Annotated in this window: 16 protein-coding genes; 7 read left to right on the top strand and 9 right to left on the bottom strand. The window is 67.1% G+C overall.

The genetic code is table 11. From position 1 onward, the window contains the following. Nucleotides 1-13: 13 nt before the first annotated feature. Genes argC through ACFOOR_RS04650 form a run of 3 tightly spaced genes read right to left on the bottom strand, consistent with a single transcriptional unit; the run spans nt 14 to nt 3,281 of the window. Nucleotides 14-958, bottom strand: a complete 945-nt coding sequence (gene argC / locus ACFOOR_RS04640) for an N-acetyl-gamma-glutamyl-phosphate reductase (protein ID WP_343164987.1) — start codon at nt 956-958, stop codon at nt 14-16. Continuing rightward, complete coding sequence (locus tag ACFOOR_RS04645; protein ID WP_343164986.1) at nt 955-2,274, bottom strand: acetylglutamate kinase; 1,320 nt, start codon at nt 2,272-2,274, stop codon at nt 955-957. Before ACFOOR_RS04645 ends, argC begins: the two co-directional genes overlap by 4 nt. Then, nucleotides 2,274-3,281, bottom strand: coding sequence for an N-acetylornithine carbamoyltransferase (locus ACFOOR_RS04650; RefSeq protein ID WP_343164985.1), 1,008 nt, complete (start codon nt 3,279-3,281; stop codon nt 2,274-2,276). Before ACFOOR_RS04650 ends, ACFOOR_RS04645 begins: the two co-directional genes overlap by 1 nt. 143 nt (nt 3,282-3,424) lie before the next feature. On the opposite strand from ACFOOR_RS04650, the gene kdsB reads away from it, so the two are divergent. From kdsB to ACFOOR_RS04670, 4 genes are read left to right on the top strand one after another with little or no spacing between them, the layout of a single operon-like run. Continuing rightward, entirely contained in the window at nt 3,425-4,207 is a 783-nt protein-coding gene (kdsB, locus tag ACFOOR_RS04655; protein WP_343164984.1) for a 3-deoxy-manno-octulosonate cytidylyltransferase, read from the top strand. Then, nucleotides 4,204-4,821: a histidine phosphatase family protein gene (locus ACFOOR_RS04660; RefSeq protein ID WP_343164983.1), complete on the top strand. Its 618-nt coding sequence runs from the start codon at nt 4,204-4,206 to the stop codon at nt 4,819-4,821. The genes kdsB and ACFOOR_RS04660 overlap by 4 nt, the downstream gene beginning before the upstream one ends. Nucleotides 4,822-4,828: 7 nt before the next feature. Then, the gene (locus ACFOOR_RS04665; RefSeq protein ID WP_343164982.1) at nt 4,829-5,971 is read left to right on the top strand and encodes a CaiB/BaiF CoA transferase family protein; all 1,143 of its coding nucleotides are present in this window, start codon (nt 4,829-4,831) and stop codon (nt 5,969-5,971) included. Next, the gene (locus tag ACFOOR_RS04670; protein WP_343164981.1) at nt 5,968-7,176 is read left to right on the top strand and encodes an NAD(P)/FAD-dependent oxidoreductase; all 1,209 of its coding nucleotides are present in this window, start codon (nt 5,968-5,970) and stop codon (nt 7,174-7,176) included. Before ACFOOR_RS04665 ends, ACFOOR_RS04670 begins: the two co-directional genes overlap by 4 nt. A 259-nt stretch (nt 7,177-7,435) precedes the next feature. Here the strand turns inward: ACFOOR_RS04670 and ACFOOR_RS04675 are convergent, their stop codons facing one another. Continuing rightward, a complete protein-coding gene (locus tag ACFOOR_RS04675; RefSeq protein WP_343164980.1) occupies nt 7,436-8,134 on the bottom strand; it encodes an SDR family NAD(P)-dependent oxidoreductase in 699 nt (232 codons plus the stop codon). 158 nt (nt 8,135-8,292) lie between these two features. Between ACFOOR_RS04675 and ACFOOR_RS04680 the strand changes: the two genes are divergently transcribed. Together ACFOOR_RS04680 and pbpC are read left to right on the top strand one after the other, a co-directional pair. Next, on the top strand, nt 8,293-13,170 hold the full coding sequence (locus tag ACFOOR_RS04680; protein ID WP_343164979.1) for an alpha-2-macroglobulin family protein: 4,878 nt from the start codon (nt 8,293-8,295) through the stop codon (nt 13,168-13,170). 2 nt (nt 13,171-13,172) lie between these two features. Further along, complete coding sequence (gene pbpC / locus ACFOOR_RS04685) at nt 13,173-15,239, top strand: penicillin-binding protein 1C (RefSeq protein WP_343164978.1); 2,067 nt, start codon at nt 13,173-13,175, stop codon at nt 15,237-15,239. 77 nt (nt 15,240-15,316) lie between these two features. Here the strand turns inward: pbpC and ACFOOR_RS04690 are convergent, their stop codons facing one another. From ACFOOR_RS04690 to aceA, 5 genes are all read right to left on the bottom strand, one after another. Further along, nucleotides 15,317-16,288 carry a hypothetical protein gene (locus tag ACFOOR_RS04690; protein WP_343164977.1) on the bottom strand — a complete coding sequence of 324 codons (972 nt, stop codon included), beginning with the start codon at nt 16,286-16,288 and terminating at the stop codon, nt 15,317-15,319. A 139-nt stretch (nt 16,289-16,427) separates the two neighbouring features. Next, nucleotides 16,428-17,291 (bottom strand): alpha/beta fold hydrolase, encoded by an 864-nt coding sequence (locus ACFOOR_RS04695; RefSeq protein ID WP_343164976.1) that lies wholly within the window; start codon nt 17,289-17,291, stop codon nt 16,428-16,430. An 18-nt stretch (nt 17,292-17,309) separates the two neighbouring features. After that, nucleotides 17,310-18,695, bottom strand: coding sequence for a spinster family MFS transporter (locus tag ACFOOR_RS04700; protein ID WP_343164975.1), 1,386 nt, complete (start codon nt 18,693-18,695; stop codon nt 17,310-17,312). Nucleotides 18,696-18,993: 298 nt separating this feature from the next. Next, complete coding sequence (gene aceB, locus ACFOOR_RS04705; protein ID WP_343164974.1) at nt 18,994-20,625, bottom strand: malate synthase A; 1,632 nt, start codon at nt 20,623-20,625, stop codon at nt 18,994-18,996. A gap of 28 nt (nt 20,626-20,653) precedes the next feature. Further along, nucleotides 20,654-21,943 carry an isocitrate lyase gene (aceA, locus tag ACFOOR_RS04710; protein WP_343164973.1) on the bottom strand — a complete coding sequence of 430 codons (1,290 nt, stop codon included), beginning with the start codon at nt 21,941-21,943 and terminating at the stop codon, nt 20,654-20,656. A gap of 149 nt (nt 21,944-22,092) precedes the next feature. Between aceA and ACFOOR_RS04715 the strand changes: the two genes are divergently transcribed. After that, complete coding sequence (locus tag ACFOOR_RS04715; RefSeq protein WP_343164972.1) at nt 22,093-23,514, top strand: helix-turn-helix domain-containing protein; 1,422 nt, start codon at nt 22,093-22,095, stop codon at nt 23,512-23,514. Nucleotides 23,515-23,642 lie beyond the last annotated feature (128 nt).

Genomic DNA, 23,642 nt, shown 5'->3' on the forward strand with positions numbered 1-23,642 from the left:
GGGCGTTTTCATTTCAGACGAGGCCGTCGAATTCCGGCAGGCCGGTCGCGATCGCCAGATTCTGGATCGCCTGGACGGCGGCCCCTTTGAGGAGGTTGTCGAGCGCACACACGCTGACCCCGCGCATTCCATCCTTCGACACCGCGAAGCCGCCCAGCACTGCGCCGTTGAAATGCGCGCCGTCGCGGATTTCCGGAATCGCGTCGATCAGCCGGATCAGCCGCTCGCCGCGATAGGCCGCCTCGTAGAGCGCCCGGACCGTCTCTGCGGATTGCGCTTCGGCGAACCCGACCTGCACCGTCGCCGTCAGCCCCTGGAAGAATTCCGCGACGTGTGGCGTGAAAGCGACCGGCCTGCCGGTATGACGCGCCATCTCGCCCTCGTGCAAATGCCCGGTCAGGGCATAGGGCATGAGATTGTCCTTCAGCGCCACGGTGTCATTCTTCCGCGACGGTGTCGTGCCAGCCCCGGAATAGCCCGACACGCCGAAGACATGCGCCGTCCCGGCCATCACGTCGCGTAACGGTGCAATGGCAAGCTGCCCCGCCGTCGCATAGCAGCCCGGATTGGCGATCCGCGTTGCGCCCCTGATCCGGTCGCGTCCATAGATTTCCGGCAGGCCGTAAACCCAGTGCTCGTCAAAACGGTAATCCGCAGACAGATCGACGATGACGGTTTCGGGCGAGCCCGCGTCGATCGCCGCGACATAGGGCGCGGCCGCTCCGTTCGGCAGGGCCAGGATCACCGCGTCGAGCCCGCGCGCGGCGATATCGTCCGGCGTCAGCGCCTCGAACACCAGTGCCGGATCGGCTTCCGGCGCCAGCGTGGTGACGGCCTGGCCGGCGAATTCGCGCGATCCGGCGCAGACGACCTGCATGTCGCCGCGTCCGGCCAGCAGGCGGAGCAGGTGGCGCCCGGTATGCCCGCGTGCGCCGACGAGACCGATTCTCACACTCATGGCGTGATCAGGGTCGGCGGCAATTGGCCGATCAGATCGACGAAGTGCGGCACGCGGGAGAGATCGCTTTCGCCGCGCCAGAACACCACCCATTCACCCCGACGCACCGCGCCATGGCATTCGGAGAAGTAGAAGCTGTTGATCGGATTGGCCGCCCGGGACCGCCAGTAGAAATACGGTACGGCCTCGATCAGTTTCGACCACACCGTCTTCGACAGGCCCTCGCCGCGCGCCTCTTCCAGCACCGCGAACTTGTCGAGATAGGCTACCCCGCCGACCTCGGTCACCAGCGCGCCGGCGCGGTAGTTTTCGGTCACGAATCCGCGCTTCAGATCCAGCTGGTCCCAGTATCCGGGCACGGTCGCCCGGCCGAAGGATTTCTCGACCAGCGCCACGGTTCGCGCCGGGTCCAGTTCGCGCTTGTCGGTGACCGGGATCACCTGTTCGCCCTTGCGCACCAGCGTGCCGGCGCCGGCATGGGTGAACAGCTCCTTCGCCAGTTCTTCCGGACGGGTAATCGATACCGAGCTGGTCAGAGGCAGATCATCAAGCAGGCGCTTGATCTCCTCGATCTTCACCCGCATCCCGCCGGACACCCAGTCCGACGCCATCAGCCGGTCGAATTCGGTCGCGAGGTTCACCGACGAGATCAGCTGACCAGCCTGGTCCAGCAACCCGCCCGTCTCGGTCAGGAAGATGATCTTGTAGGGCTGCAGCCGGTGCACCAGCGCCCGCACCGCGAAATCGGCATTGATGTTGACCAGGTGCCCGTCGACCGTGTCGCCGAGACAGGCCAGGATCGGCGCCTCGCCGCCCTTCAGCGCGCTGTCCACCAGATCGAGCCGCACATGTGTCGGCTCGCCGACCCGGCCATAGACCGCCGCGTCGAGCATCTCGGCTTCGAACACGCCCTGGGGAATCGCCGCGGCCTGGCCCCCGGCCCGGCGGATCGCCTCGACCAGCGACAGGTTGATCTTCGTCAGATTGTCCCGGATGACCGGGATCGCCGCGTCCGGCGTGACACGCAGCCCGTTGATCTTCTCCGACGGGATGCCCGCCTCACTCAGCGCCGCGTCGAGTTGAGGTCCGCCGCCATGCACCACGATCGGCAACAGGCCGACCGATTGCAGGAAGGCGAGCGCCGCGGCGAGCCCCTCAAGGTCGTCGCGGATCACCGCCCCGCCGACCTTCACCACGGCGAAGCGCGACTGGTCGACCTTGGAGAAGCGGTTCAGGTATTCGCGGATCTCCTTGCCGTCGCGCATGTGCGACAGCAGCTGGACGATCGTCTGACGGACAGCGGGAGTCTCCGCCATCAGTGTCCGCCCTGAAGCGCGAGCGCTTCCATCATCGCCTTCTGCACATGCAGGCGGTTCTCTGCTTCCTCGATACCGAGGAAGGCCGGGCTGTCGACCACCGCGTCGGCGATCTTCACATTGCGGCGCATCGGCAGGCAGTGGCTGACGACGCCATTGTTCGTCATCGCCATCTTGTCCGGCGTGATCATGAAATCCCGGCCCTTGGCGCGATAGGGGGCTTCGCCCTCCCACTTCCCGTAGAAGGGCAGCGCGCCCCAGCTCTTGGCGTAGACGGCATCGGCGCCGGAATAGGCGGCCTCGACATCGGTGGTCACCGTGAAACGCGACCCGGCCTCGGCGCAATAGCGTTCCGCCGCGCCCATATAGCGATCGTCGAGGCGGTAGACCTCGTCCGGAATCAGCATGCGGACATTCATGCCGAATTTCGACGCGATCAGGATGGCGGAATTCGCTACCGCCGTGTTGAGCGGGCGCGGATGCGGCACCCACGTCAGCAGGAATTCCTTGCCCCGGACATTGCCCATCTTCTCCTGTAGCGCCAGCATCAGCGCCAGTTCCTGACACGGATGGACGATCGTCTCCATGTTGATCACCGGCACGGTCGCATGTGCCGCGAAAGCCGAGATCAGCGGGTCCTTCTTCTCTTCCGTCCAGTTCTGGAATTTCGGGAAGCATCGGATCGCAATGAGGTCGACATAGCGCGACAGCACGCGCGCGGCCTCGCGCACATGTTCTTCCTCGTCGCCGTCCATCACCGCCCCGTCGGCAAACTCCATCGGCCAGGTCGCGCCCTTGGCGTCGAGCACGATGGCGTGACCGCCCAGCTGCGTCGCGCCGATATCGAAGGACGACCGTGTGCGCAGCGACGGGTTGAAGAAGACCAGCGCGATCGACTTGCCGGCCAGCGCATTCGACGACGCCCCGGCCTTCAGCGCCCTGGCGCGGTCCAGCAGCGCCTGCAATTCGCCGCGGCTCCAGTCTTCAGTCGTCAGAAAATGGCGCATCGCCCGCAACCCTTCCTTCAAAAACGGCGCGGCCCGGCCATGGCCGGGCACGTGCCCCGTCTATAATGCATGATTGCGCGGGTTTGAATGGCTTCGCGCTGGTAACGCTTTCCTCTTTTGCGCGGCTGTGCCATGCCGATTTCATGACCGTTCTCGCCGTCATTCCCGCCCGTTACGGTTCGACCCGTTTTCCTGGCAAGCCGCTGGCCCCGATCGCCGGCCGGCCGATGATCGAGCGCGTCTGGCGCCTGGCCAGCGCCGCCGACGGCGTCGACCGGACCGTCGTCGCCACCGATGACGAGCGCATCGCCGATGCTGTACGCGGCTTCGGCGGCGAGGCGGTGATGACGCCGGAGACCTGCCGCAACGGCACCGAACGGGCACTGGCCGCACTCGACGCGCTGAACTCCGACGCGGATATCGTCGTCAACGTCCAGGGCGATGCCCCGCTCATCCCGCCCTGGGTGATCGGCGCCGTCGCGACGACGCTGAAGTCCGACCCCGCGCTGCAGATGGCGACCCCCGCCGTGCGCATGACCGCCGAGACCGAGCAACGCTTCCGCGAGACCAAGGCCGCGGGCGCGGTCGGCGGCACGACGGTCGTCTTCGCGCGCAACATGGACGCGCTCTACTTCTCCAAATCGGTGCTGCCCTTCCAGCGTCACCCGGAAGCCGGAACGCCCGTCTTCCAGCATATCGGCCTCTATGGCTACCGGACCGATGCGCTGCGCCGGATCGTCGCGCTGGAGCCGAGTCCGCTCGAAAGGGCTGAAAGCCTGGAACAGTTGCGCGCGCTGGAGAACGGCATTCCGATACGGGTTGTCGAGGTCGACTATCGCGGCCGCTCGGCCTGGTCGGTCGACAGCCGCGATGACGCGAAAGTGGTCGAGGCCATCATCGAACGCGAAGGCGAGCTGGTCGGATGACCTGCCTCCTCCTCGCCCGCCACGGCAACACGTTCGGCCCCGGCGAAACACCGGTCTGGGTCGGCGCGAAGGAAGACCTGCCCCTCGTCGAGAAGGGCGAGGCGCAAGCGGAAAGCCTCGGCAAGGCCCTCCAGTCATCCGGGGTGAAGCTCGACCGCATCATCACCGGCCCGCTGCGCCGCACCCGCCGCGCCGCCGACATCGTGGCGGCGAGGATCAATTTCACTGGACCGATCGAGATCGATGAACGCCTGAAGGAAATCGACTACGGCCCCTGGGGCGGAAAATCGGACGAGGAGATCATCGCGGCCTGGGGCGAAGCCGCGCTCGCCGGCTGGCGCGACCACCACGACTTCCCCGAGGGCGCCGGCTGGTCACCCTCGCCGGCCACGTTGAAGGCCAATGCGATGGCGGTTCTCAATGATGCGCGGCGGTCGAGCGGCACGGTCCTGGTCGTCACCTCCAATGGCATACTGCGCTTCTTCCACGCCGCACTCGGCTTCGATGGCGACGCCAAGGTAAAGACCGGCCATGTCGGCGCCGCCGATCTGACGCCGGCGGGCGATTCGCCGCGCTTCTGGAATCTTGACCCGGCATCCGGGCTTCCGCTCTGATCGGGCCATGACAGGACCGCTCCACGGCATACGCATCATCGAATTGTCCGGCATTGGCCCCGGTCCGCTCGCCGGTCAGCTGCTCGCCGACCTCGGCGCGGAGGTGATCGCGGTCGACCGCCGCGCCGAACCGCGCCTGCCCGAACGCCCCAAGGACGCCAACCGTCGTGGCAAGAAATCCATCGCGCTGAATCTCAAACACTCCGAGGCGGTCGAGACCGTCCTGAAGCTGTGCGAGACCGCGGACGCGCTGATCGAGGGCTTCCGGCCCGGCGTCACCGAGCGGCTCGGGCTGGGTCCGGACGCGGTGCTGAAGCGCAATCCGAAACTCGTCTATGGCCGCCTGACCGGCTGGGGCCAGACCGGGCCGCTGGCTGACCGCGCCGGGCATGACATCAACTACATCGCCATTTCCGGTGCGCTCGGCACGATCGGCACGGCGCAGCGGCCGCTGCCGCCGCTCAACCTCGTCGGCGACTATGCCGGCGGATCGCTGATGCTCTGTTTCGGCGTGCTCGCCGCGATCCTCAATGCCCGCACGACCGGCAAGGGCCAGGTCGTCGATGCCGCGATGACCGACGGGTCGGCGGCGATCATGTCGCTGATCCATTCCCTGCTCGCCTCGGGCATCTGGACCGATCGTCGCGGCGACAACCTGCTCGACGGGGCGACACCCTTCTACCGCTGCTACGAAACGGCGGACGGCGGCTTCATGGCGGTCGGCGCGATCGAACCGCAATTCTACGCCCAGCTTCTCGCTGGACTGGACATGCCCGCCGAAGACGCGGCGAAACAGTGGGACAAGGCCGACTGGCCCCGCCTCGAAGCCGAATTCACGACCTGCTTTGCCACGAAGACCCGCGCCGAATGGACCGCCCTGTTCGAAGGCACGGACGCCTGCGTCTCCCCCGTCCTGTCGCTGAGCGAAGCCCCGCACCATCCGCACAATGCCGCCCGCGGCACCTTCTTCACGTCAGACGGCCTGACCCAGCCCGCACCGGCCCCGCGTTTTGCCACAACGCCGGCCGCCGCAGGACGCGGCCCCTTCTTCGCGGGAGAGGACACGCGGAAAATCCTCATGGGAATCGGGGTTGAGCCGGACGAGATCGACCGCATGTTGTCTGAAGGCATTGCGGGAGAAAGCGCGTGACCGACGCCATCGTCATACTGGGGGCCGGACAGGCCGGAGTTCAACTGGCCGACAGCCTGAAGCGCGAAGGCTGCGACCGTCCGGTCATCATGATTGGCGAGGAGACCGACGCCCCTTATCAGCGCCCGCCCCTGTCCAAGACCTATCTGCTCGGCAGTTTCGCCGAGGAACGCCTGCCGCTGCGCGCGCCGGATTTCTACGAAGGGCACGGCATCGACCTGCGCCTTGGCGTGAAGGCCGAAGCCATCGATCGCACCGCGAAAACCATCCGCCTCTCGACCGGCGAGGATCTCGCCTTTGGCACGCTGGTTATCGCGACCGGCACCCGCGTCCGCGTTCCGCCCATTCCCGGCATCGACGGCCCGAAAGTCTTCGCGCTGCGCAGCCTCGCGGACTCGCGCAAAATCAAGGCGGCGCTGGAAACCGCGAAGCATGCCGCCGTGATCGGCGGCGGCTTCATCGGCCTCGAGACCGCCAGCGCCATCGCCAAGATGGGTGTGAAGGTCACCGTCGTGGAAATGCTCGACCGGCTGATGCGCCGCGCCGTCGGCCCGCGCATTTCCAGCTTCTTCCACGAATTGCACGCCGGGCACGGTGTCGACATCCGCTATGGCGTGGGCGTCCAGAGCGTCGGCGACGCCGGCACGGTCACGCTCGACAACGGCGATTCGCTTGATACCGATCTGGTCATTCTCGGCGCCGGCGTCGTGCCGAACTGCGAGCTGGCCGCCGAAGCCGGACTGGCCTGCAACAACGGCATCGACACCGACGAATACGGCCGCACTGCCGACCGGGACATCTACGCCATCGGCGACTGCGCCCACCACATGAACACGTTCGCGGGCCGCCGTATCCGCCTCGAATCGATCCAGAACGCCGCCGATCAGGCCCGTGCGCTCGCAAAGACGCTGGCGGGCACACCCACGGCCTATTCCGAGGTGCCGTGGTTCTGGTCCGACCAGTACGACGCCAAGCTGCAGATGGCCGGCCTGTCAGAGGGCGCGGACGAGAGCGTCGTGCGCGGCGACCCGGCCTCGGGCAGCTTCTCGGTCTTCTATTTCAGGGACGGCCGCGTCATCGCCGCCGACAGCGTCCGCGCCCCGGCCGACCACATGGCGATGCGCCGCATCCTGGCAAAACCCGATCCGGCCCTGACACCGGAGGAAGCCGCGGACACCGGCTTCGATCTGAAGACGCGGATGTAGGTTTTTCCCCCCTCGAAGGGGAGGGACGCGAGCGGCCTTCGTAAGAAGGACGGGAGCGGGGTGGGGTGAGCGTACCTTTTCCCCGGGGTTCCCGCGAAAGCGGGAATCCGAAACCGGGTAGAAGCTTCGGGTCCCCATTTTCATGGGGACCCCATGACTTCTAATACGACGTCTCCCGGACGGCGAAGCCGGTCCGGGATCCAGTCTCGACCCCGGTCTTCGCTGCGCGAAACCGGGGAGCGTCTAGGCGCGGGAAGGATCAAACCCGCCCAGTCACCGGGACCAGCGCGCCGGTCATTGCCTTCGCCGCATCGGAGGCGAGGAAGAGGATCACTTCGGCAAGGTCCGATGGCGCGACCCAGGTCTTGGGATCGGCGTCGGGCATGTCCTTGCGGTTCTGCGGCGTGTCGATGATCGAGGGCAGGACGGCATTAACCGTCACCTTCGATCCGGACTTCAGCTCCTCGGCCAGCGCCTCGGTCAGGCGCATGACGCCCGACTTCGACGCCGCATAGGCCCCCATGCCCATGCCGGCCTTCACCGCACCGGCCGCGCCGACATTGACGATCCGCCCGGCCATCGAGGCCTTCAGCGCCGGCAGGGCGGCACGGCAGGTAACCGCCGCGGTCTTGACGTTGAGCCGGTAGAGGAAATCCCAGGTGTCGATCCGGCCGTCTTCCAGCGTCTCCCAGGCAAAGCCGCCGGCGATGTTGCACAGCACGTCGAGCCCGCCGAACCGGTCGGTCACGGCCTCGACCGCCTCGGAGGCCTGGGCTTCGTCGGTCAGGTCGACACTGCCAAGGCAAAGCATGCCGGACCCGGCATCGCACAATCCGTCGGGCGGCGTCGGCGCGCGGTCGATCAGCGCGACCTTCGCGCCGCGCTTCTCCGCCAGTTCGGCCACCGCCGAACCCAGAATTCCGAAACCGCCGGTGATCGCGACGACCTTGCCCTTCATGCCTCTCTCCATCTGTTTGGCCTCAGGCTAGCCCGATATGCCGGGCCATCAAGCCCGTTGGCCGCACCCGCCGGCCTGCTGCCCGCACTTGGCCAAGATTCCCGGCATGAAAATGCCTTAAGGTGGTGTAATGTCCTCGGTGGACAGGGAGGATTTTCATGACACATCGGCTTCACCGTGCCGCGGCCTTCGCCATGGCTGCGCTCGCCCTCATCGTAACCGCCTGCGGGGACCGCAGCGGAAGTGGCGAGACGGCTGGCGGCAACACGGCACTGCTTCAGGATCGCGCCAGTGATGCGCCCCGCGCCGAAGCCGAGATTTCCACCCGGTTCGAATATCTGCGTTACCGGGTCAATGTCGAAGACGCGACGCCCAGCCTCTGCCTCGTCTTTTCCGGCCCACTCGACCCCGAAACCGACTACGCGCCCTATGTGCGCATCGATCCCGACACGCCCGTCGCCCTGTCCGTGACCGGCCAGACCCTTTGCCTCGGCGGGGTGGATTTCGGGACCTCCTACGATGTCACGTTGCGCGAAGGCCTGCCCGCCGCGGATGGCCGTGAGCTCGGCTACGACCAGACCACCACGCTCGAATTCGGCGACCGCCCCGCCTATGTCGGCTTTGCCGGCGGCGGCGTGATCCTGCCCCGCATCGAGGCCGACGGCATTCCGATCGAGACCGTCAATGTCGACAGCGTCGAGATCACCATCTTCCAGATCACCGACCGCGCGCTCGCCTTCCGCTCCATCTCCCAGGGCTATACCGCCGGCGAAGGTGAGTATGAATGGCTCTACGGCGAAGAGGACCCGAGCGGCGTATCGCGCCTGGTCTGGGAAGGCGAGATGGACACGTCCGGCGCGATCAATGCGCCGACTGTCACCGTCATGCCGCTCACCGACACGATCGGCGAACTGCGCCCCGGCGCCTATTTCATGCGCGTCACCGATGCCGGTGTCGACGAGGACGAACGCCAGCCGGCCCGCGCCGCGCGCTGGTTCGTCATCACCGATCTCGCCCTGACGACCTATACCGGCTCGGACGGGATCGACATCACCGTCCGCTCGCTGCAGACCGCACGACCGGAGGACGATGTCCGCATCGACCTGGTCGCCCGCTCCAACGAGATCCTGGCCAGCCAGACCACCAACAATGACGGCCGCGTGAGCTTCGACGGCCCGATCGTCAACGGCACCGGCGATACCGCGCCGCGCATGGTCTTCGCCTATGGCCCGGAGGGCGACTTCGCCATTCTCGACCTCGACCGTTCGCCAGTCGATCTCAGCGAGGACGCGGTCGGCGGCCGCGATGCGCCCGAAGGCGCCGACGCCTATCTCTATCTCGACCGAGGCATCTACCGCCCCGGCGAGACGGTTCACCTGACCGGCCTGATCCGCGACCGCGAAGCCATGGCGATCACCGACCGCGCCGGCTCGCTCGTCGTCTATGCTCCGAACGGCATCGAGAACCAGCGCTTCCGCTTCGACGGCGCGCCGGAAGCCGGCGCCGTCCAGTTCGACTTCGACGTCCCCCGCGCCGCCGCGCGCGGCATCTGGCGCATGGCGCTGGAAGTCGACGGTCTCGGAGTCGTCGGCCGTGTCAGCTTCTCGGTCGAGGATTTCGTGCCGCAACGCATTGCGCTCGAACTCGAGACCGACGACGAGACCCCGGTTCTGGCCGGTGAGACGCGCAATATCGAAGCCGATGTCCGCTTCCTTTATGGCGCGCCGGGGGCCGGCCTGCCGGTCGAGGGCGAGGTCCGCATCGAGGCGGAATACACGCCCTTCCCGGCCTGGGCCGACTACAGCTTCGGCCGTCATGACGAGGATTTCCGCGAACGCACTTTCGACCTGCCGGACACGATTGCCGACGGGTCCGGTCGCGCGACTCTGGTCGTCAATCCGAACGGTGAAGCCGCTGACGCCTCGCGTCCGCTGCGCCTGCGCGCCGTGGTGCGCGCGCTTGAGCCCGGCGGCCGCCCGGTCGCCGACGACGTGCGCATCCCCTATCGCCCGCGTCAGCGTTATCTCGGAATCGACCCGCAATTCGACTACCGCTCGGCCCGCGACGAGACGGCGAGCTTCGGCGTCGTTGCGCTCGATCCCACGGGCAGTCCGGTCACCACCGCCGTCGAATGGCGCCTGATCCGGATCGACTACCGCTATGACTGGTACCGCGAGGACAACGGCCCGTGGCGCTGGCGCCGCACGCGCAACGTCGTCACCATCGAGGACGGGGTGCAGCAGGTTGGCCTCGAAGGCGGCACCATCACCTCCCCGCCGCTCGACTGGGGCAGCTATCAGCTCATCGTCACCGATCCCCTGACCGGCGTGGAATCCAGCACCGGCTTCTGGGTCGGCTGGGGATCGCAGCCCGTTGACGGGGTCGAGGCCCCCGACCGCGTCCGCATCGCGACGCCCGAGGGCGGTGTCGAAGTCGGCCGTGCGGCCGAACTGACCATCCTCGCCCCCTATGCCGGCATTGCCGAAGTCGTGGTGGCGACTGACCGCGTGCTGGAAACCCGTACGATCGACGTACCGCAGGAAGGCGCCCGCATCTCCCTGCCGGTGACCGAGGACTGGGGCGCCGGCGCCTATGTCATGGTGTCGGTCTACACGCCGCGCGACCCGGTTGCACAGCCGCGGCCGCGCCGCGCCGTCGGGGTCAGCTACATCCCGGTCGATATGGGCCGGCGCACGCTGGACCTGTCGCTCGACACGCCCGAAGTGATCCGCCCGCGCCAGCCGCTGACGGTCACGATCGAGGCCGCGGGCAATACCCGCGACGCCTATGTCACCCTGGCCGCGGTGGACGAGGGCATCCTCCTTCTGACCCGCTTCCAGTCGCCCGACCCGGTCGAGCATTTCTTCGGCCGCAAGCGCCTGGCCGTGGACATGTATGACGATTACGGCCGCCTGCTCGACCCCAATCAGGGAGCCGCGGCGGACGTCCGCTCCGGCGGTGACCAGATCGGCGGCGCCGGCCTGACCGTGGTGCCGACGCGCACCGTCGCCCTGTTCCAGGGACCGGTCCGCTTCACCAATGGCGAGGCCGAGATCGAGCTCGACATCCCGGACTTCAACGGCGAACTGCGCCTGATGGCCGTGGCCTGGACTCCGTCCGGCCTCGGTGCGGCCAGCCAGCCCCTGACCGTGCGCGACGAGGTGCCGGCCGAACTGATCCTGCCGCGCTTCCTCGCGCCGGGCGACACCGCTGTCGCCACCGCCACGCTCGACAATGTCGAGGGCGACGCCGGCACCTATACCGTCACCGTCGATGCCGGTGCCGGCCTGACCGTGGCCGATCCTCAACTGCAGCTGCAACTGGCCTCGGGACAGCGCCAGGATGCCGGCATCACGGTCGAGGCCGGTGAAACCGGCGTTACCGCGATCGGCATCACCGTGGCCGGACCGGACTTCTCGGTTCAGCGCAGCTATCCGATCCAGATCCGTTCGGCCTTCCTTCCCGTGAGCCGGATCGAACGCACCCGGATCGAGGACGGGCGGAACTACACGCCCGATCCGCGCGTCATCGACGGCTTCACGCCGGGCTCCGAGACCGTCCAGGTCAGCTTCTCGGCCATTCCGATGGACGCCGCCGCGCTCTATGATTCGCTGTCGCGCTATCCCTATGGCTGCACCGAGCAGCAGGTCTCCCGGGCTCTGCCCCTGCTCTATGCCGACCAGATGGCATCGCTCGCGGGTGTCGAGACCGACGCCGAGATCCGCCGCCGTGTCGCCGATGCGGTCGAGACCATCCTCAACCGCCAGAGCGCGGACGGGGCGATCGGCCAGTGGCGTATGGGTGACCGCAATGCCAACCCCTGGCTCGGGGCCTATGCGGTCGACTTCCTCGCCCGCGCCCGCGAGCAGGGCTATTCCGTGCCCGATGCGGCTCTGGATCGCGCCTATACCGTGCTCGACGGCATTTCGCGCCTCGAACTGTGGCGGGCCTCCGGCTACGAGACGCAGGTCCAGCGCGGGCCCTGGCAGTACGACACCCAGGAACGCCTGAACCACCGCAGCGCCGCCTACGCGCTTTACGTCCTTGCCCGCGCGGGCCGGGTCGACCGCGCCCAGTTGCGCTACATGCACGACCGGCTCCTGACCGACATCGACAGCCCGCTCGCCCGTGCCCATCTCGGGGCCGGTCTGGCGATGATCGGCGACGAAGCCCGCTCGCGCAGCGCCTTCCAGGCCGCAATGGATGCGCTCGGCTACAACAATGCCGGCGACTGGTATCAGACACCCCGGCGCGACATCGCCGGCGTTCTCGCCCTCGCCGCGGAAGCGGGTAACACTGACGTCGTCGCCGCGCTGACTGATCGCGTCGCCACCGACCTGCCCGAACCCGACCGTCTGACGACGCAGGAGAAAGCCTTCCTTCTCCTCGCCGCCCGGGCGCTCGCCGGCGACACGACCGAGGTCAACGTCTCCGTCGAGGGCGATGCCGATACGGTGACGTCCGGCCGGTCCTTCCGTCTCGATGCAGACCAACTGGCCTCCCGGCCGGTCTTCACCAACGAGACCGGCAACATGGTCTGGATGACCCAGATCGCCCGCGGCGCACCGGTCGATGCACCGCCTGCCGTGGCCGAACGCCTGGCCATCGAGAAGATGATACTGACGCCCGCGGGCGCGACGGCCGACCTGTCCGACGTGGTTCAGGGCGACCGATTCATCGTCGCACTGACCCTCAGCGGTCTGGACCAGCGCCGCATTCCGGCCGTCGTCGTCGATCTGCTGCCGGCAGGCTTCGAGATCGAGGCCGTCCTGTCGCCGGAGGATGCGGGCCGGAACGGCCCCTATGCCTTCCTCGGCGATCTGACGACGCCGGACATCGCCGAAGCCCGCGATGACCGCTACGTCGCAGCCGTCGATGTCTACGAACGGCGCAGCTACCGCCTGGCCTACATCGTGCGGGCGGTAACGCCGGGCGACTATGTCATCCCCGGCGCCAATGCCGAGGACATGTACCGCAGCGACGTCTTCGCCCGGTCCGAAGCGGGCCGCGTGACCATCCGTCCGCGGGCCGACTGACGATGCGGCTGCCGGTCTGGGTCATCGGGGTTCACGCCGCCATCCTCGCGATGGCGGCGAGCCTCCTTGTCCTCGACCGGCTGACCCCGCCCGACATGGGCCGGGGAACGGAGATGTCGGTCGTGGTGACCGATTCCGGCGGGCGGGCCCTGCGCGTCTTCCCGGTCGAGGACGGGCGCTGGCGGCTCGCCGCCGACATCGATCGCATCGACCCGGCCTTCATTGATGCGCTGATCGAGGTCGAGGACCAACGTTTCTACGACCACGACGGGGTTGACCCGCTCGCCGTGATCCGGGCTGCCTTCACATCGGCGCGGGCGGGCCGCATCGTGTCCGGCGCTTCGACCCTGACGATGCAGACCGCCCGCTTGCTCGAACCGCGCCCGCGCAATCTCGGCTCGAAGATCGTCGAGAGCTGGCGCGCATTGCAGCTCGAACGCCGCCTGACCAAGGACGAGATCCTCGAGCTTTACCTCTCGCTCACGCCCTATGGCGGCAATCTCGAAGGCATAAGGGCGGCGAGCTGGGCCTATTTCGGGCGCGAGCCGGAACGGCTCACCGCCGACCAGATCGCCCTGCTCATCGCCTTGCCGCAATCGCCCGAAGTCCGCCGTCCGGACCTGCGGCCCGCGCAGGCCCGCACCAGCCGTGCCGCCATTCTGGACCGGCTCGCCGAGGCCGGCCTTCTGTCGCCGGACCGCGCGGCCGAAGCCGCCGGCGAACCGCTGCCTTCGCGTGCCGACTTCCCGGCCGAGGCCTGGCATGCCGCCGAAGAGGCCCGCCGCCGCGCACCCGGCGTCACCGAGATCCGCACGTCGCTCGACGGCGGTCTGCAGGCCGAGCTCGAAGCCCTTGCCCGGGCCGAGGCCGAGGAGGCTGGCAGCGATGTCCAGATCGCCATCCTCGTCGTCGAGACCGGCAGCCGCGCCGTGCGCGCCGCGATCGGCTCGGCCGGACGCGGCCGCCAGGGCGGCTGGATCGATCTGACCGACCGCGCCCGCTCGCCCGGCTCGACGCTGAAACCCTTCATCTACGCGCTGGCCTTCGATGACGGTTTCGCCGCTGCCGGAACCCGCATGGCCGACGTGCCGCGCGCCTTCAACGCCTATCAGCCCGAGAATTTCGATCGCAGCTTCCGCGGCGATGTCACCGTCGCCGAGGCGTTGCAGCATTCGCTCAACGTCCCGGCCGTTCTCGCGCTCGACGCGGTCGGGGCTCGGCGCTTCGCCGCCTCGCTCGATTTCGCGGGCGCACACGGCCGCATCGCTGATTCGGGCGAAGACGATGCCGGCCTGGCAATCGCGCTTGGCGGGGTCGGACTGACGGTGCGCGAGGTCGCCGTCCTCTATGCCGCACTTGGCGACGGCGGCGCGGCGCGTCCCCTGAGCTGGCTCGAAGACCGGTCCGATATCGACGCCGACGCCCCCGCCCAGACCCTGATGACGCCGGAAACCGCCGAGGAAATCGTTTCGATCCTGCGCCGCGCCCCGCATCCGGGCGGGCGCATGCCGGCCGAATTGTCGCGCGGTGCGCCGCGCATCGCGTTCAAGACCGGCACGTCGTGGGGCTTTCGTGATGCCTGGGCCGCCGGCACCGGCGACGGATTCACCGTGGTCGTCTGGGTCGGCCGTCCGGACGGCACGCCGCGCCCCGGCGTGACCGGCCGCGAGGGCGCCCTGCCTATTTTGTTCGACGTGTTCGACCGCGCCCGCCGCTATGCGCCGGAAACCGACACCGGCTGGGGCCGCGCCGAAACGCCGGACGACCATTCACCGCCGGCCCCGCTGCGCCGTTTCGGCGACACCCTGCCGCCGGAAATCGTCTTCCCGCCCGACGGCTCGGAGGTCTGGGCCAATGAGGAAGGCCGGCCGCTGGTGCTCGCAGGACGCGGGACGGGCCGGCTCGACTGGTTCGTCGATGGTGCGCCCGCCGATCGCAATGGCGCTGGTGATCCGGTCTGGCTGCCGCCCCAGCGCGGCTTCTACACCATCGCCGCCGTGGACGACGCAGGCCGCACGGCGACGGCGCGGGTGCGCATCCGCACCGCGGCCGACGGCCCCGCCCGATAGTGGATCGGACAAAAGAAAACGCCCCGCACCGTTTCCGGTGCGGAGCGCATTCCTGACTTGCCTGGTCGCGTGATCGCCTACTGGCGCGCAGCGGCCTGGATGATGCGCGGGCCACCGCGCTGGGTGATCCGGCTGGACGCCAGCGACGCGACCGGCGTTTCGGTCTCGTCGTATTGCGGCTCCTGATAGTCGCCTCCGCCCTGGTACTGGTAGGACATGGCGGGCGGCTCGGAACGCATGGAGGCCGGCGGGACATAGCCCGGCAGTTCCATTTCGTCGCAATCCATCAGACGCCACTCATAGCGCTCTTCGGCAACCAGCTCGTAGCGGGTGACCGATTCGGTGCGGCCGGTGACGGTCTGCGAATCGACCGACGCGGCCCGAACCAGCGTCTGGATTTCGACCCGGTCGTATTCGGCCGGGATCGGGATTTCCTCGACGCGGGCTTCCTGGATCAGCACTTCGCGCTGGATCGTCGCGTATTCGGCATCGATCCGGACTTCATCGACACGGGCCGGCGTGACCAGCACGTTGCGGGTGACGGTGCGGTATTCGCCCGACTCTTCGACGAGACACCAGATTTCGCCGGTTTCCGGATCAAAACGGGTCATCTGGGCACCCGGCACGCGGCCGCGCTGCCAGACCATGCGCGGTTCGCGCACCATGATCCGTTCGGTGACTTCCTCATGCACCGCCGGGATCACCCGATATTCGACATAAGCCGGACGCACCATCACCTGCTCGGTGATGATGTCGTAGACCGGCTCATGCACGATGTAGCGCATGCCGGCTTCGCGGCTGATGAATTCGCGGACGTCATAGCCCAGTTCGGCCGGACGGACATTGTAGGTTTCGTAGGTGTCGCCGGTGACGATCGTCTCGGTATAGGGACGATACTCGGCTTCGACACGGACGCGCGCATAGCACTCGCCCGGCGTGGCGCTGGTTGGCGGCTCGGACGGGAACCACGTCATGTCGTCTGCCGCCGCGAAACCCGCGGGCGCCAGAGCGGCAATGGCGATTCCAGCCAGATAGGTACGACGGAGCATAGGGTTCCCCCCCTCTTTCTAGGCTTCGAGATGCAAAGCTTAACGCGCTCTTAAGAATCTCCGAAGGGAAAAGTAAATTTTTCTCCCCTGGCGCGAATTCTGAAATTCGATCTACCCTGACGGGCGAAGACTTCCCCCGTCAGTCGACCCTTTCGAGGAATTGCGCGATCGCCCGCCAGGCAGCCGGCTCGGTCAGGAAGGGCGCGTGCCCGACATCAGGCACTTCAACGACCTCGAGATCCGGCTTCACGGCTTTCATCTTCGCCATCGTTTCGCGCGACAGCAGATCGGAAATCCCGCCGCGCACCAGAAGTGTCGGGATCGGCACCATCGCCGCCCAGACCGGCCAGAGATCGACCGCGGCCTGCCCGCCCTGCGATACCGCCGAGGCGATGGCCGGGTCGTAGTCCGACCGGATCTTCCCGGTCTCCAGCACACGGTGCGTCCGCTTCGCAAAGGTCAGCCAGAAATCCGCGCCCGTCTCCTTCGGGAAGGCGTGGCCATTGACCTCGCGCGCCCGGTCCGCTGCGCTGTTCCAGTCGTCGTGATCGCCCGACTTGCCGACATAGGAGCGGATCCGCTCGATCCCCTCCGGGGCCAGTTCCGGCCCGACATCATTGATGATCGCCGCACTGATCCGATGCGGTGCCAGCATCGCCGACACCATCGTCATCAGCCCGCCCATCGACGTGCCGGCAAACACCGCGCGCGGCAGACCCAGATGATCGAGCAGGTCCAGCATGTCCTGGGCATAGACGCCGGGATGATAGCGCCCGGTCTGGGGATCCCGGTCCGAATCGCCACGGCCGCGCTGCGAGGCGGCGATCACCCGCCTCCCGGTCGCCGCCACCTTCGGTGCGAAATCCTCGAAATCCTTCAGATTCCGCGTCAGCCCGTGCAGGCAAAGCACCGGCAATCCGGTTTCCTCACCCGCGGGAGCGTGGTCGCGATAGCTGATCTTCAGCCCGTCGCGGCTGGTAAAGAAGGCGTCGGTATGGCTCACGCATCATCCCCCTGCGGATCAGCGCGCGGCCTCCCAGTCCTTCGAAAGGCGGCGCGAAGCGGCATAGAACAGCGCCGCCGCGGGCAGCACCAGTAATGCAATCACGAGTATGGCGATTCGCAGCGCATCCGCCCCGTAGGATTCCCGGAAAAAGTCAGACAGGGCGCCGGTCGCGAAAGGTCCGATCCCCAGGCCGATGATGTTGATGACGAACAGCAATACGGCCGAGGACATCGCCCGCATGTCCGGCGGCACCAGATTCTGGATCGTCGCCCAGACCGGCCCGTACCAGAAGGACAGCAGCGCGCTGCCGACGGCCAGGACCATGAAGGCCATCGTGCCCACCGGCAGGGACAGCGCCACGAAGTGCAGCGGATAGGAGACGGCGAGCGCGATCGCCGGAATGGCGAGATAGGCGCCCAGCCATTTCGGACCGAACTTGTCGGTCAGCCAGCCGCCAAGGAGTGTGCCGACAAAGCCGCCGCCACCGACGACGAAGGCATAAGGAATGGCCGCCTGCGCCACGGCTTCCGACAACGGCACATCGACCGCGTAGATGCGCACGAAATAGCTCAGCACCCACGGGAAAAGCCCGTAGCCGACCAGCGAGGCAATCGCCGCGCCGAGCGCGATCAGCCAGAAGGCCGGCTTGGAAAACAGGACACTCAACGTCTTGCCAAGGGCGCGTGACTTGCTCGCACCCCCGTCCGCAGCCTGCGGGGCATCCTGCCGGCCGCGCTTGGGCTCGCGGATCGTGAACTTCACCACGAGGGCGAGCAGAATGCCGGGTATGCCGACCAGCAGGAAGGCAACGCGCCAGGGTTCGGACGCTCCGATGGCGTCCAGCCATCCCGGCACGCCATTTTCCGCATACCAGGTCGCGACGGCATGATAGCCGATCCCGCCGAACAATATGCCGAGCACCGACCCGATCGGAATGCCGAGCGAATAGACGCTCATCGCCCCGGCCCGCTTGTTCGGCGGGAAATAGTCTGAGATCAGCGAGTGCGAGGGCGGCGAACCACCCGCCTCGCCAATGCCAACACCGACCCGCATCAGAAGCAGCGTCATGAAACTGCCCGCGAGTCCGAACAGCGCGGTGAAGGCGCTCCAGACCGCCAGCGCGATCGCGATGATGTTCACCCGGTGCCATCGATCGGCGAGCATCGCGATCGGCAAGCCGAGAATGGCATAAAGGAAGGCAAAGGCCGGACCGGTCAGCAGTCCGAGCTGCCAGTCGGCCAGGTCGAAATGCGCCCGGATCGGTTCCTGCAGGACCGAAACGATCTGACGGTCGATGAAGTTGAATGTGTAGACAACGAACAGTCCGCCGAGCACATAGGCGCGGTAGGCACCGCTATCCGTGGCCGGCGGCACAGCCGCCGGTTTCGCCGCATCGGCCATACCGTCTCTCCCCGTATCCGGCCGGTTTTCCGGCTCGCTTGTCACGGGAAGTTATCAGCCGCGCGGAGCGGGTAAAGAAAAACCGGTATGGTGCGGGGTGCGTCATACCCTCCCCTCGAAGGGGAGGGACGCGAGCGGCCTTCGTAAGAAGGACGGGAGCGGGGTGGGGTGAGCGTTCCTTCTCCCCGGGGTTCCCGCGCAAGCGGGAATCCGAAACCAGGTGCCTGCTTCGGGTCCCCATTTTCATGGGGACCCCATGAAACACTCCACCCCGCGCGGCCGGCAGAGGCTCAGGAACTCAATCAAACTCCGTCAACCGCATCGAGACCTGGAGGTCTTGCGTCATCCGGTCATAGCCCGGCCCGGTCAGGAATTCGATGAAGTCGTCCGACAGGACGAGATCGCGGACGAGTTCCGTCGCCGCCATCACCTCGTTCGGGCCGGACAGACGCCAGGCGTCGTCGGCGAGAATGTCCTTTTCGGCCCGGGTGATCGCGTCCTTCATCCACGTAGCGTCGAGCTTGGTGCCCTCTTCGGTCACCGCGCCATGCATCTTCCACTGCCACAGCTGGGCGCGGGCGATCTCCGCGGTCGCGGCATCTTCCATCAGATTGTTGATCGGCGCGGCACCGCGCCCGGCCAGCCAGGCCGCGACATAGCGGATGGCGACCTCGGCATTGTCGCGCGCGCCGGCCTCGGTGATCGTGCCCTCCGGCACCTCGATCAATTGCGCCGCCGAGCCGGTCACAGCCAGGCGCTTGTCGAGCTGGTTCGGCCCGTTCATCACCTCGTCGAACACCGCCTTGGCGACCGGCACGAGGTCCGGGTGCGCCACCCAGGTCCCGTCATGCCCGTCCGTGGCTTCACGCAGCTTGTCGGCACGGACCTTCTCGAACGCTTCGGCGTTGGCTTTCTCGTCGCCCTTCACCGGGATGAAGGCCGCCATGCCGCCCATCGCATGCGCCCCGCGGCGGTGACACACCGCGATCACCCGGCGCGAATAATTGCGCATGAAAGGCACGCCCATCGTGACCTGCGAGCGGTCCGGCAGGATGCGGTCGGACTGTTTCTGCAGCCGCTTGATATAGCTGAAGATATAGTCCCAGCGGCCGCAATTGAGGCCGACGCAATAGTCACGCAGCTCGTAGAGAATCTCGTCGAGCTCGAACACCGCCGGCAGCGTCTCGATCAGCACGGTCGCGCGGATCGTGCCGCGGTCGAGGCCGAGCATCTCCTCGGCATGCTGGAAGACCAGCGCCCAGAGCCGCGCCTCGCGCGCCGATTCCATCTTCGGCAGGTAGAAATACGGGCCCGTCCCGATCGTCCGTAGCGCATCGTGATTGTGGTAGAGATAGAGGCCGAAATCGAACAGCGAGGCCGACATCGCCTCGCCATTGATGCGCACATGGCGCTCTTCCATGTGCCAGCCGCGAGGCCGCACGATCAGCGTCGCGGCGTCGGACGACACCTTGTAGCGCTTGCCCGACGTCTCGTCGGTGAAGTCGATCGTGCGGCGGATCGCGTCGCGCAGATTGATCTGCCCGTCGACCAGATTGGTCCAGACCGGGCTGGTTGCGTCCTCGAAGTCCGCCATGAAGCAGCGGGCCCCGGAATTGAGCGCGTTGACGACCATCTTGCGGTCGACCGGCCCGGTGATCTCCACCCGGCGATCGCGCAGATCGGCCGGCGCCGCGCGCACCGTCCAGTCCGAAGCGCGGATATCGGCCGTGTCCTTCGGGAAGTCCGGCATCTCCCCGGCATCGAGCCGGGCCTGGCGTTCCTTGCGCTCCTCCAGCAGCGCCAGGCGGCGGCTGTTGAAACGCCGGTGGATGCCGGCCAGGAAGGCGAGGGCGTGCGGCGCGAGGATCGCCCGGTAACCCGGTTCCAGCTTGCCGAGGATTTCCACGCCATTCGGTGAGATATGGGTCATCGCCCGCTCCTTCCCTGCCGGTTCCGGCTCAGGCTGCTTCGGTCTTGAACTGATCGGTTTCGGTCGAGTGCGCCATCGCGGTCGTCGAGGCTTCGCCGCCCGACAGCGTCTGGTTCACCAGGTCGAAATAGCCGGTGCCGACCTCGCGCTGGTGGCGCGTGGCGGTGTAGCCGTCCTTCTCCGAGGCGAATTCGGCCTGCTGAAGCTCGGAATAGGCCCCCATGCCGCGATCGCGATAGCCGCTCGCAAGCTGGAACATGCCGTGATTGAGCTGGTGAAAGCCGGCCAGGGTGACGAACTGGAACTTGTAGCCCATCGCGCCCAACTCGCGCTGGTAGGTCTCGATCGTCGCCTTGTCGAGATTGGCTTCCCAGTTGAAGGAGGGCGAACAGTTGTAAGCCATCATCTTGCCCGGGAATTCCTTCTGGATCGCCTCGGCGAAGCGCTTGGCCTCTTCGAGGTTCGGCTTCGAGGTTTCCCACCACAGAAGGTCGGCGATCTTCGCATAGGCCAGGCCGCGCTTGATGCAGTGATCGACACCCATGCCGGATTTCAGGCGGTAGAAGCCTTCGCTCGTGCGGCCCGCGTCATAGTCGATGAATTCACGGTCGCGGGCGTCGATGTCGGAATTGATCAGCGTCGCGGATTCCGCATCGGTGCGGGCCACCAGGATGGTCGGCACGCCCATCACGTCGGCGGCGAGCCGCGCGGCGTTGAGATTGCGGACATGCGCGCCGGTCGGGATCAGCACCTTGCCGCCAAGATGGCCGCACTTCTTTTCCGCCGCGACCTGGTCCTCGAAATGGACGCCCGAAGCGCCCGCCTCGATGAAGGCGCGCATGATCTCGTAGCAGTTGAGCGGGCCGCCGAAACCGGCTTCCGCGTCGGCGACGATCGGCGCGAACCAGTCGCGGCTGACCTTGCCTTCCGCCGCCTCGATCTGGTCGGCGCGCTGAAGCGTGCGGTTGATCTTGCGGCACAGTTCCGGGGCCGAATTGGCCGGATAGAGCGACTGGTCGGGATACATCGCCCCGGCGACATTGGCGTCGGCCGCGACCTGCCAGCCCGAGAGATAGATCGCCTTCAGGCCCGCCCGGACCATCTGCATCGCCTGATTGCCCGACAGCGCGCCCAGCGCATGAACATAGGGCTCGGTCTTCAACAGCTCCCACAGCTTCACCGCGCCGCGTTCGGCCAGCGTGTTCTCGATATGCACGCTGCCGCGCAGGCGCAGAACCTCGTCGGCGGAGTAATTGCGCTCAATGCCCTCGAAGCGGCCATCGACCGCACCCGGGATCAGTTTCGAAAAGTCGGACATGACAGGTCCCCTCATGTAAATCGGTTGACGGCACCAGAAGGGATTGGTTGCGAAAGGTCCAGAACGCTTGCCATATAAAGCGGAAAGCCTGTATACTTCGCACAGTTGTGAATATGTAATTCTGTAAATTATTTACTCATGGCAGGCCGATGTCGGACGAGACCAGACCGCTCGAAAAGATCTTTGCCGGCGCGCGCCTGCGCCGGCTTCGGCGCGAAAAGGGGCTGACCCAGGCCGAAGCCGCCGAGGCGCTCGGCCTGTCGGCGAGCTATCTCAACCTGCTGGAGCGCAACCAGCGCCCGGTCACCGCGCGCGTCCTCCTCTCCCTCGCCGAGGTGTTCGACCTCGACATGAAAAGCTTTGCGGAAGGCACCGACCGCCAGCTGCTCGCCGACCTCGAGGATGCCGCCGCCGACCCGGTGCTGTCGCCCATCGGACTTGACCGCGTGGAACTGACCGAGCTGGCCGAGACCCAGCCCCGTGCGGCCGAGGCGCTGACCCAGCTGCACCAGGCCTATCGCCAGCAGTCCGGTGCGGCGCAGGAAATGATGTCGCGCATGTCCGGCGGCCTGCCCGCTGCCGGCGTGGCGGAAAGCGTGCGCGACGCGCTCGACGCCAGGCGAAACCACTTCCCCGAACTCGAAGAGGCCGCCGAAGCCCTCGCCGCGGAGCTGAAGCTCGACGTGCGCCGCCGCGCCGTGACGCTGGAGGCGCGCCTGCAGGAAGCCCATGGCATTGTGGTGCGGGTCTTCGAAGAGGCGGTAATGGGCGGCGCCCGCCGCCGGCTCGATTTCCACGCAAGGCGCCTGATGCTGTCGGAGGTGATGCCGGTCGAATCGCGGCCCTTTCACATGGCCGCCAGCCTGGCGCTGCTCGAACAGGGTGAGCGCATCGACCGCCTCGCCGACCAGCCGGGCTTCGCCGCGAAGGAAGCCCGCACGCTCTACCGCATCGCGCTGGCCAATTATTTCGCCAGCGCCCTCCTCATGCCCTACTCGGCCTTCGCGAAGGCGGCGACCGATCTGCGTCACGACATCACCCGGCTGCAGCGCCGCTTTGAGGCCGGCTACGAAGCCGTCTGCCACAGGCTCACCACGCTGCAGCGTCCCGGCGCGGAGGGCGTGCCCTTCTTCATGGTGCGGGTCGATCCGGCCGGGAATGTCTCGAAACGCTATGGCGGCGGCGTGCTGGCCTTTGCCCGGTCGGGCGGCTCCTGCCCGAAATGGGCGCTGCACGAGGCCTTCCGCTCGCCCGAAGGCCTGATCCCGCACGGTTTCGAACTGCCCGACGGCACGCGCTATGTCTCGGTAGTGAAGGCCGTCACCCGGCCCGGCGCGCCCGGCGAACCGCCCGTCTTGCAGGCCGTCGCCGTGGGCTGCGAATGGAGCCATGCCGACAAGGTCGTCTATGCCGACCGTCTCGGCGGTCTGCCACCCGCCCCGATCGGACTGTCCTGCCGCATGTGCGAGCGCAGCCCCTGCGCCCACCGCGCCTTCCCGCCGATGGGCCGCGCACTCGACATCGATCCCTGGCGCCGCGGCGCGGGGCCGTATTCCTTGGGCGAGGATTGAGGCCTGCTTTGCACACAGGGTTTGTCCCTCATCCTTGTATGTGCGGATTGCGGCATGATGGTTTCCGCTGCCGGAGGTTTTTGAGGACCTGCGGGAGCACGGCGGAGAACCGTGTCATCCTTGGGCTT

Source organism: Hyphobacterium vulgare, assembly GCF_042643335.1.
GTDB lineage: Bacteria > Pseudomonadota > Alphaproteobacteria > Caulobacterales > Maricaulaceae > Hyphobacterium > Hyphobacterium vulgare.

Excerpts from the sequence above, each read along its gene's own strand:
- argC (WP_343164987.1), bottom strand. The coding sequence starts at position 958 with ATGAGTGTGAGAATCGGTCTCGTCGGCGCACGCGGGCATACCGGGCGC.
- ACFOOR_RS04645 (WP_343164986.1), bottom strand. The coding sequence starts at position 2,274 with ATGGCGGAGACTCCCGCTGTCCGTCAGACGATCGTCCAGCTGCTGTCG.
- ACFOOR_RS04650 (WP_343164985.1), bottom strand. The coding sequence starts at position 3,281 with ATGCGCCATTTTCTGACGACTGAAGACTGGAGCCGCGGCGAATTGCAG.
- kdsB (WP_343164984.1), top strand. The coding sequence starts at position 3,425 with ATGACCGTTCTCGCCGTCATTCCCGCCCGTTACGGTTCGACCCGTTTT.
- ACFOOR_RS04660 (WP_343164983.1), top strand. The coding sequence starts at position 4,204 with ATGACCTGCCTCCTCCTCGCCCGCCACGGCAACACGTTCGGCCCCGGC.
- ACFOOR_RS04665 (WP_343164982.1), top strand. The coding sequence starts at position 4,829 with ATGACAGGACCGCTCCACGGCATACGCATCATCGAATTGTCCGGCATT.
- ACFOOR_RS04675 (WP_343164980.1), bottom strand. The coding sequence starts at position 8,134 with ATGAAGGGCAAGGTCGTCGCGATCACCGGCGGTTTCGGAATTCTGGGT.
- ACFOOR_RS04680 (WP_343164979.1), top strand. The coding sequence starts at position 8,293 with ATGACACATCGGCTTCACCGTGCCGCGGCCTTCGCCATGGCTGCGCTC.
- pbpC (WP_343164978.1), top strand. The coding sequence starts at position 13,173 with ATGCGGCTGCCGGTCTGGGTCATCGGGGTTCACGCCGCCATCCTCGCG.
- ACFOOR_RS04690 (WP_343164977.1), bottom strand. The coding sequence starts at position 16,288 with ATGCTCCGTCGTACCTATCTGGCTGGAATCGCCATTGCCGCTCTGGCG.
- ACFOOR_RS04700 (WP_343164975.1), bottom strand. The coding sequence starts at position 18,695 with ATGGCCGATGCGGCGAAACCGGCGGCTGTGCCGCCGGCCACGGATAGC.
- aceB (WP_343164974.1), bottom strand. The coding sequence starts at position 20,625 with ATGACCCATATCTCACCGAATGGCGTGGAAATCCTCGGCAAGCTGGAA.
- aceA (WP_343164973.1), bottom strand. The coding sequence starts at position 21,943 with ATGTCCGACTTTTCGAAACTGATCCCGGGTGCGGTCGATGGCCGCTTC.
- ACFOOR_RS04715 (WP_343164972.1), top strand. The coding sequence starts at position 22,093 with ATGTCGGACGAGACCAGACCGCTCGAAAAGATCTTTGCCGGCGCGCGC.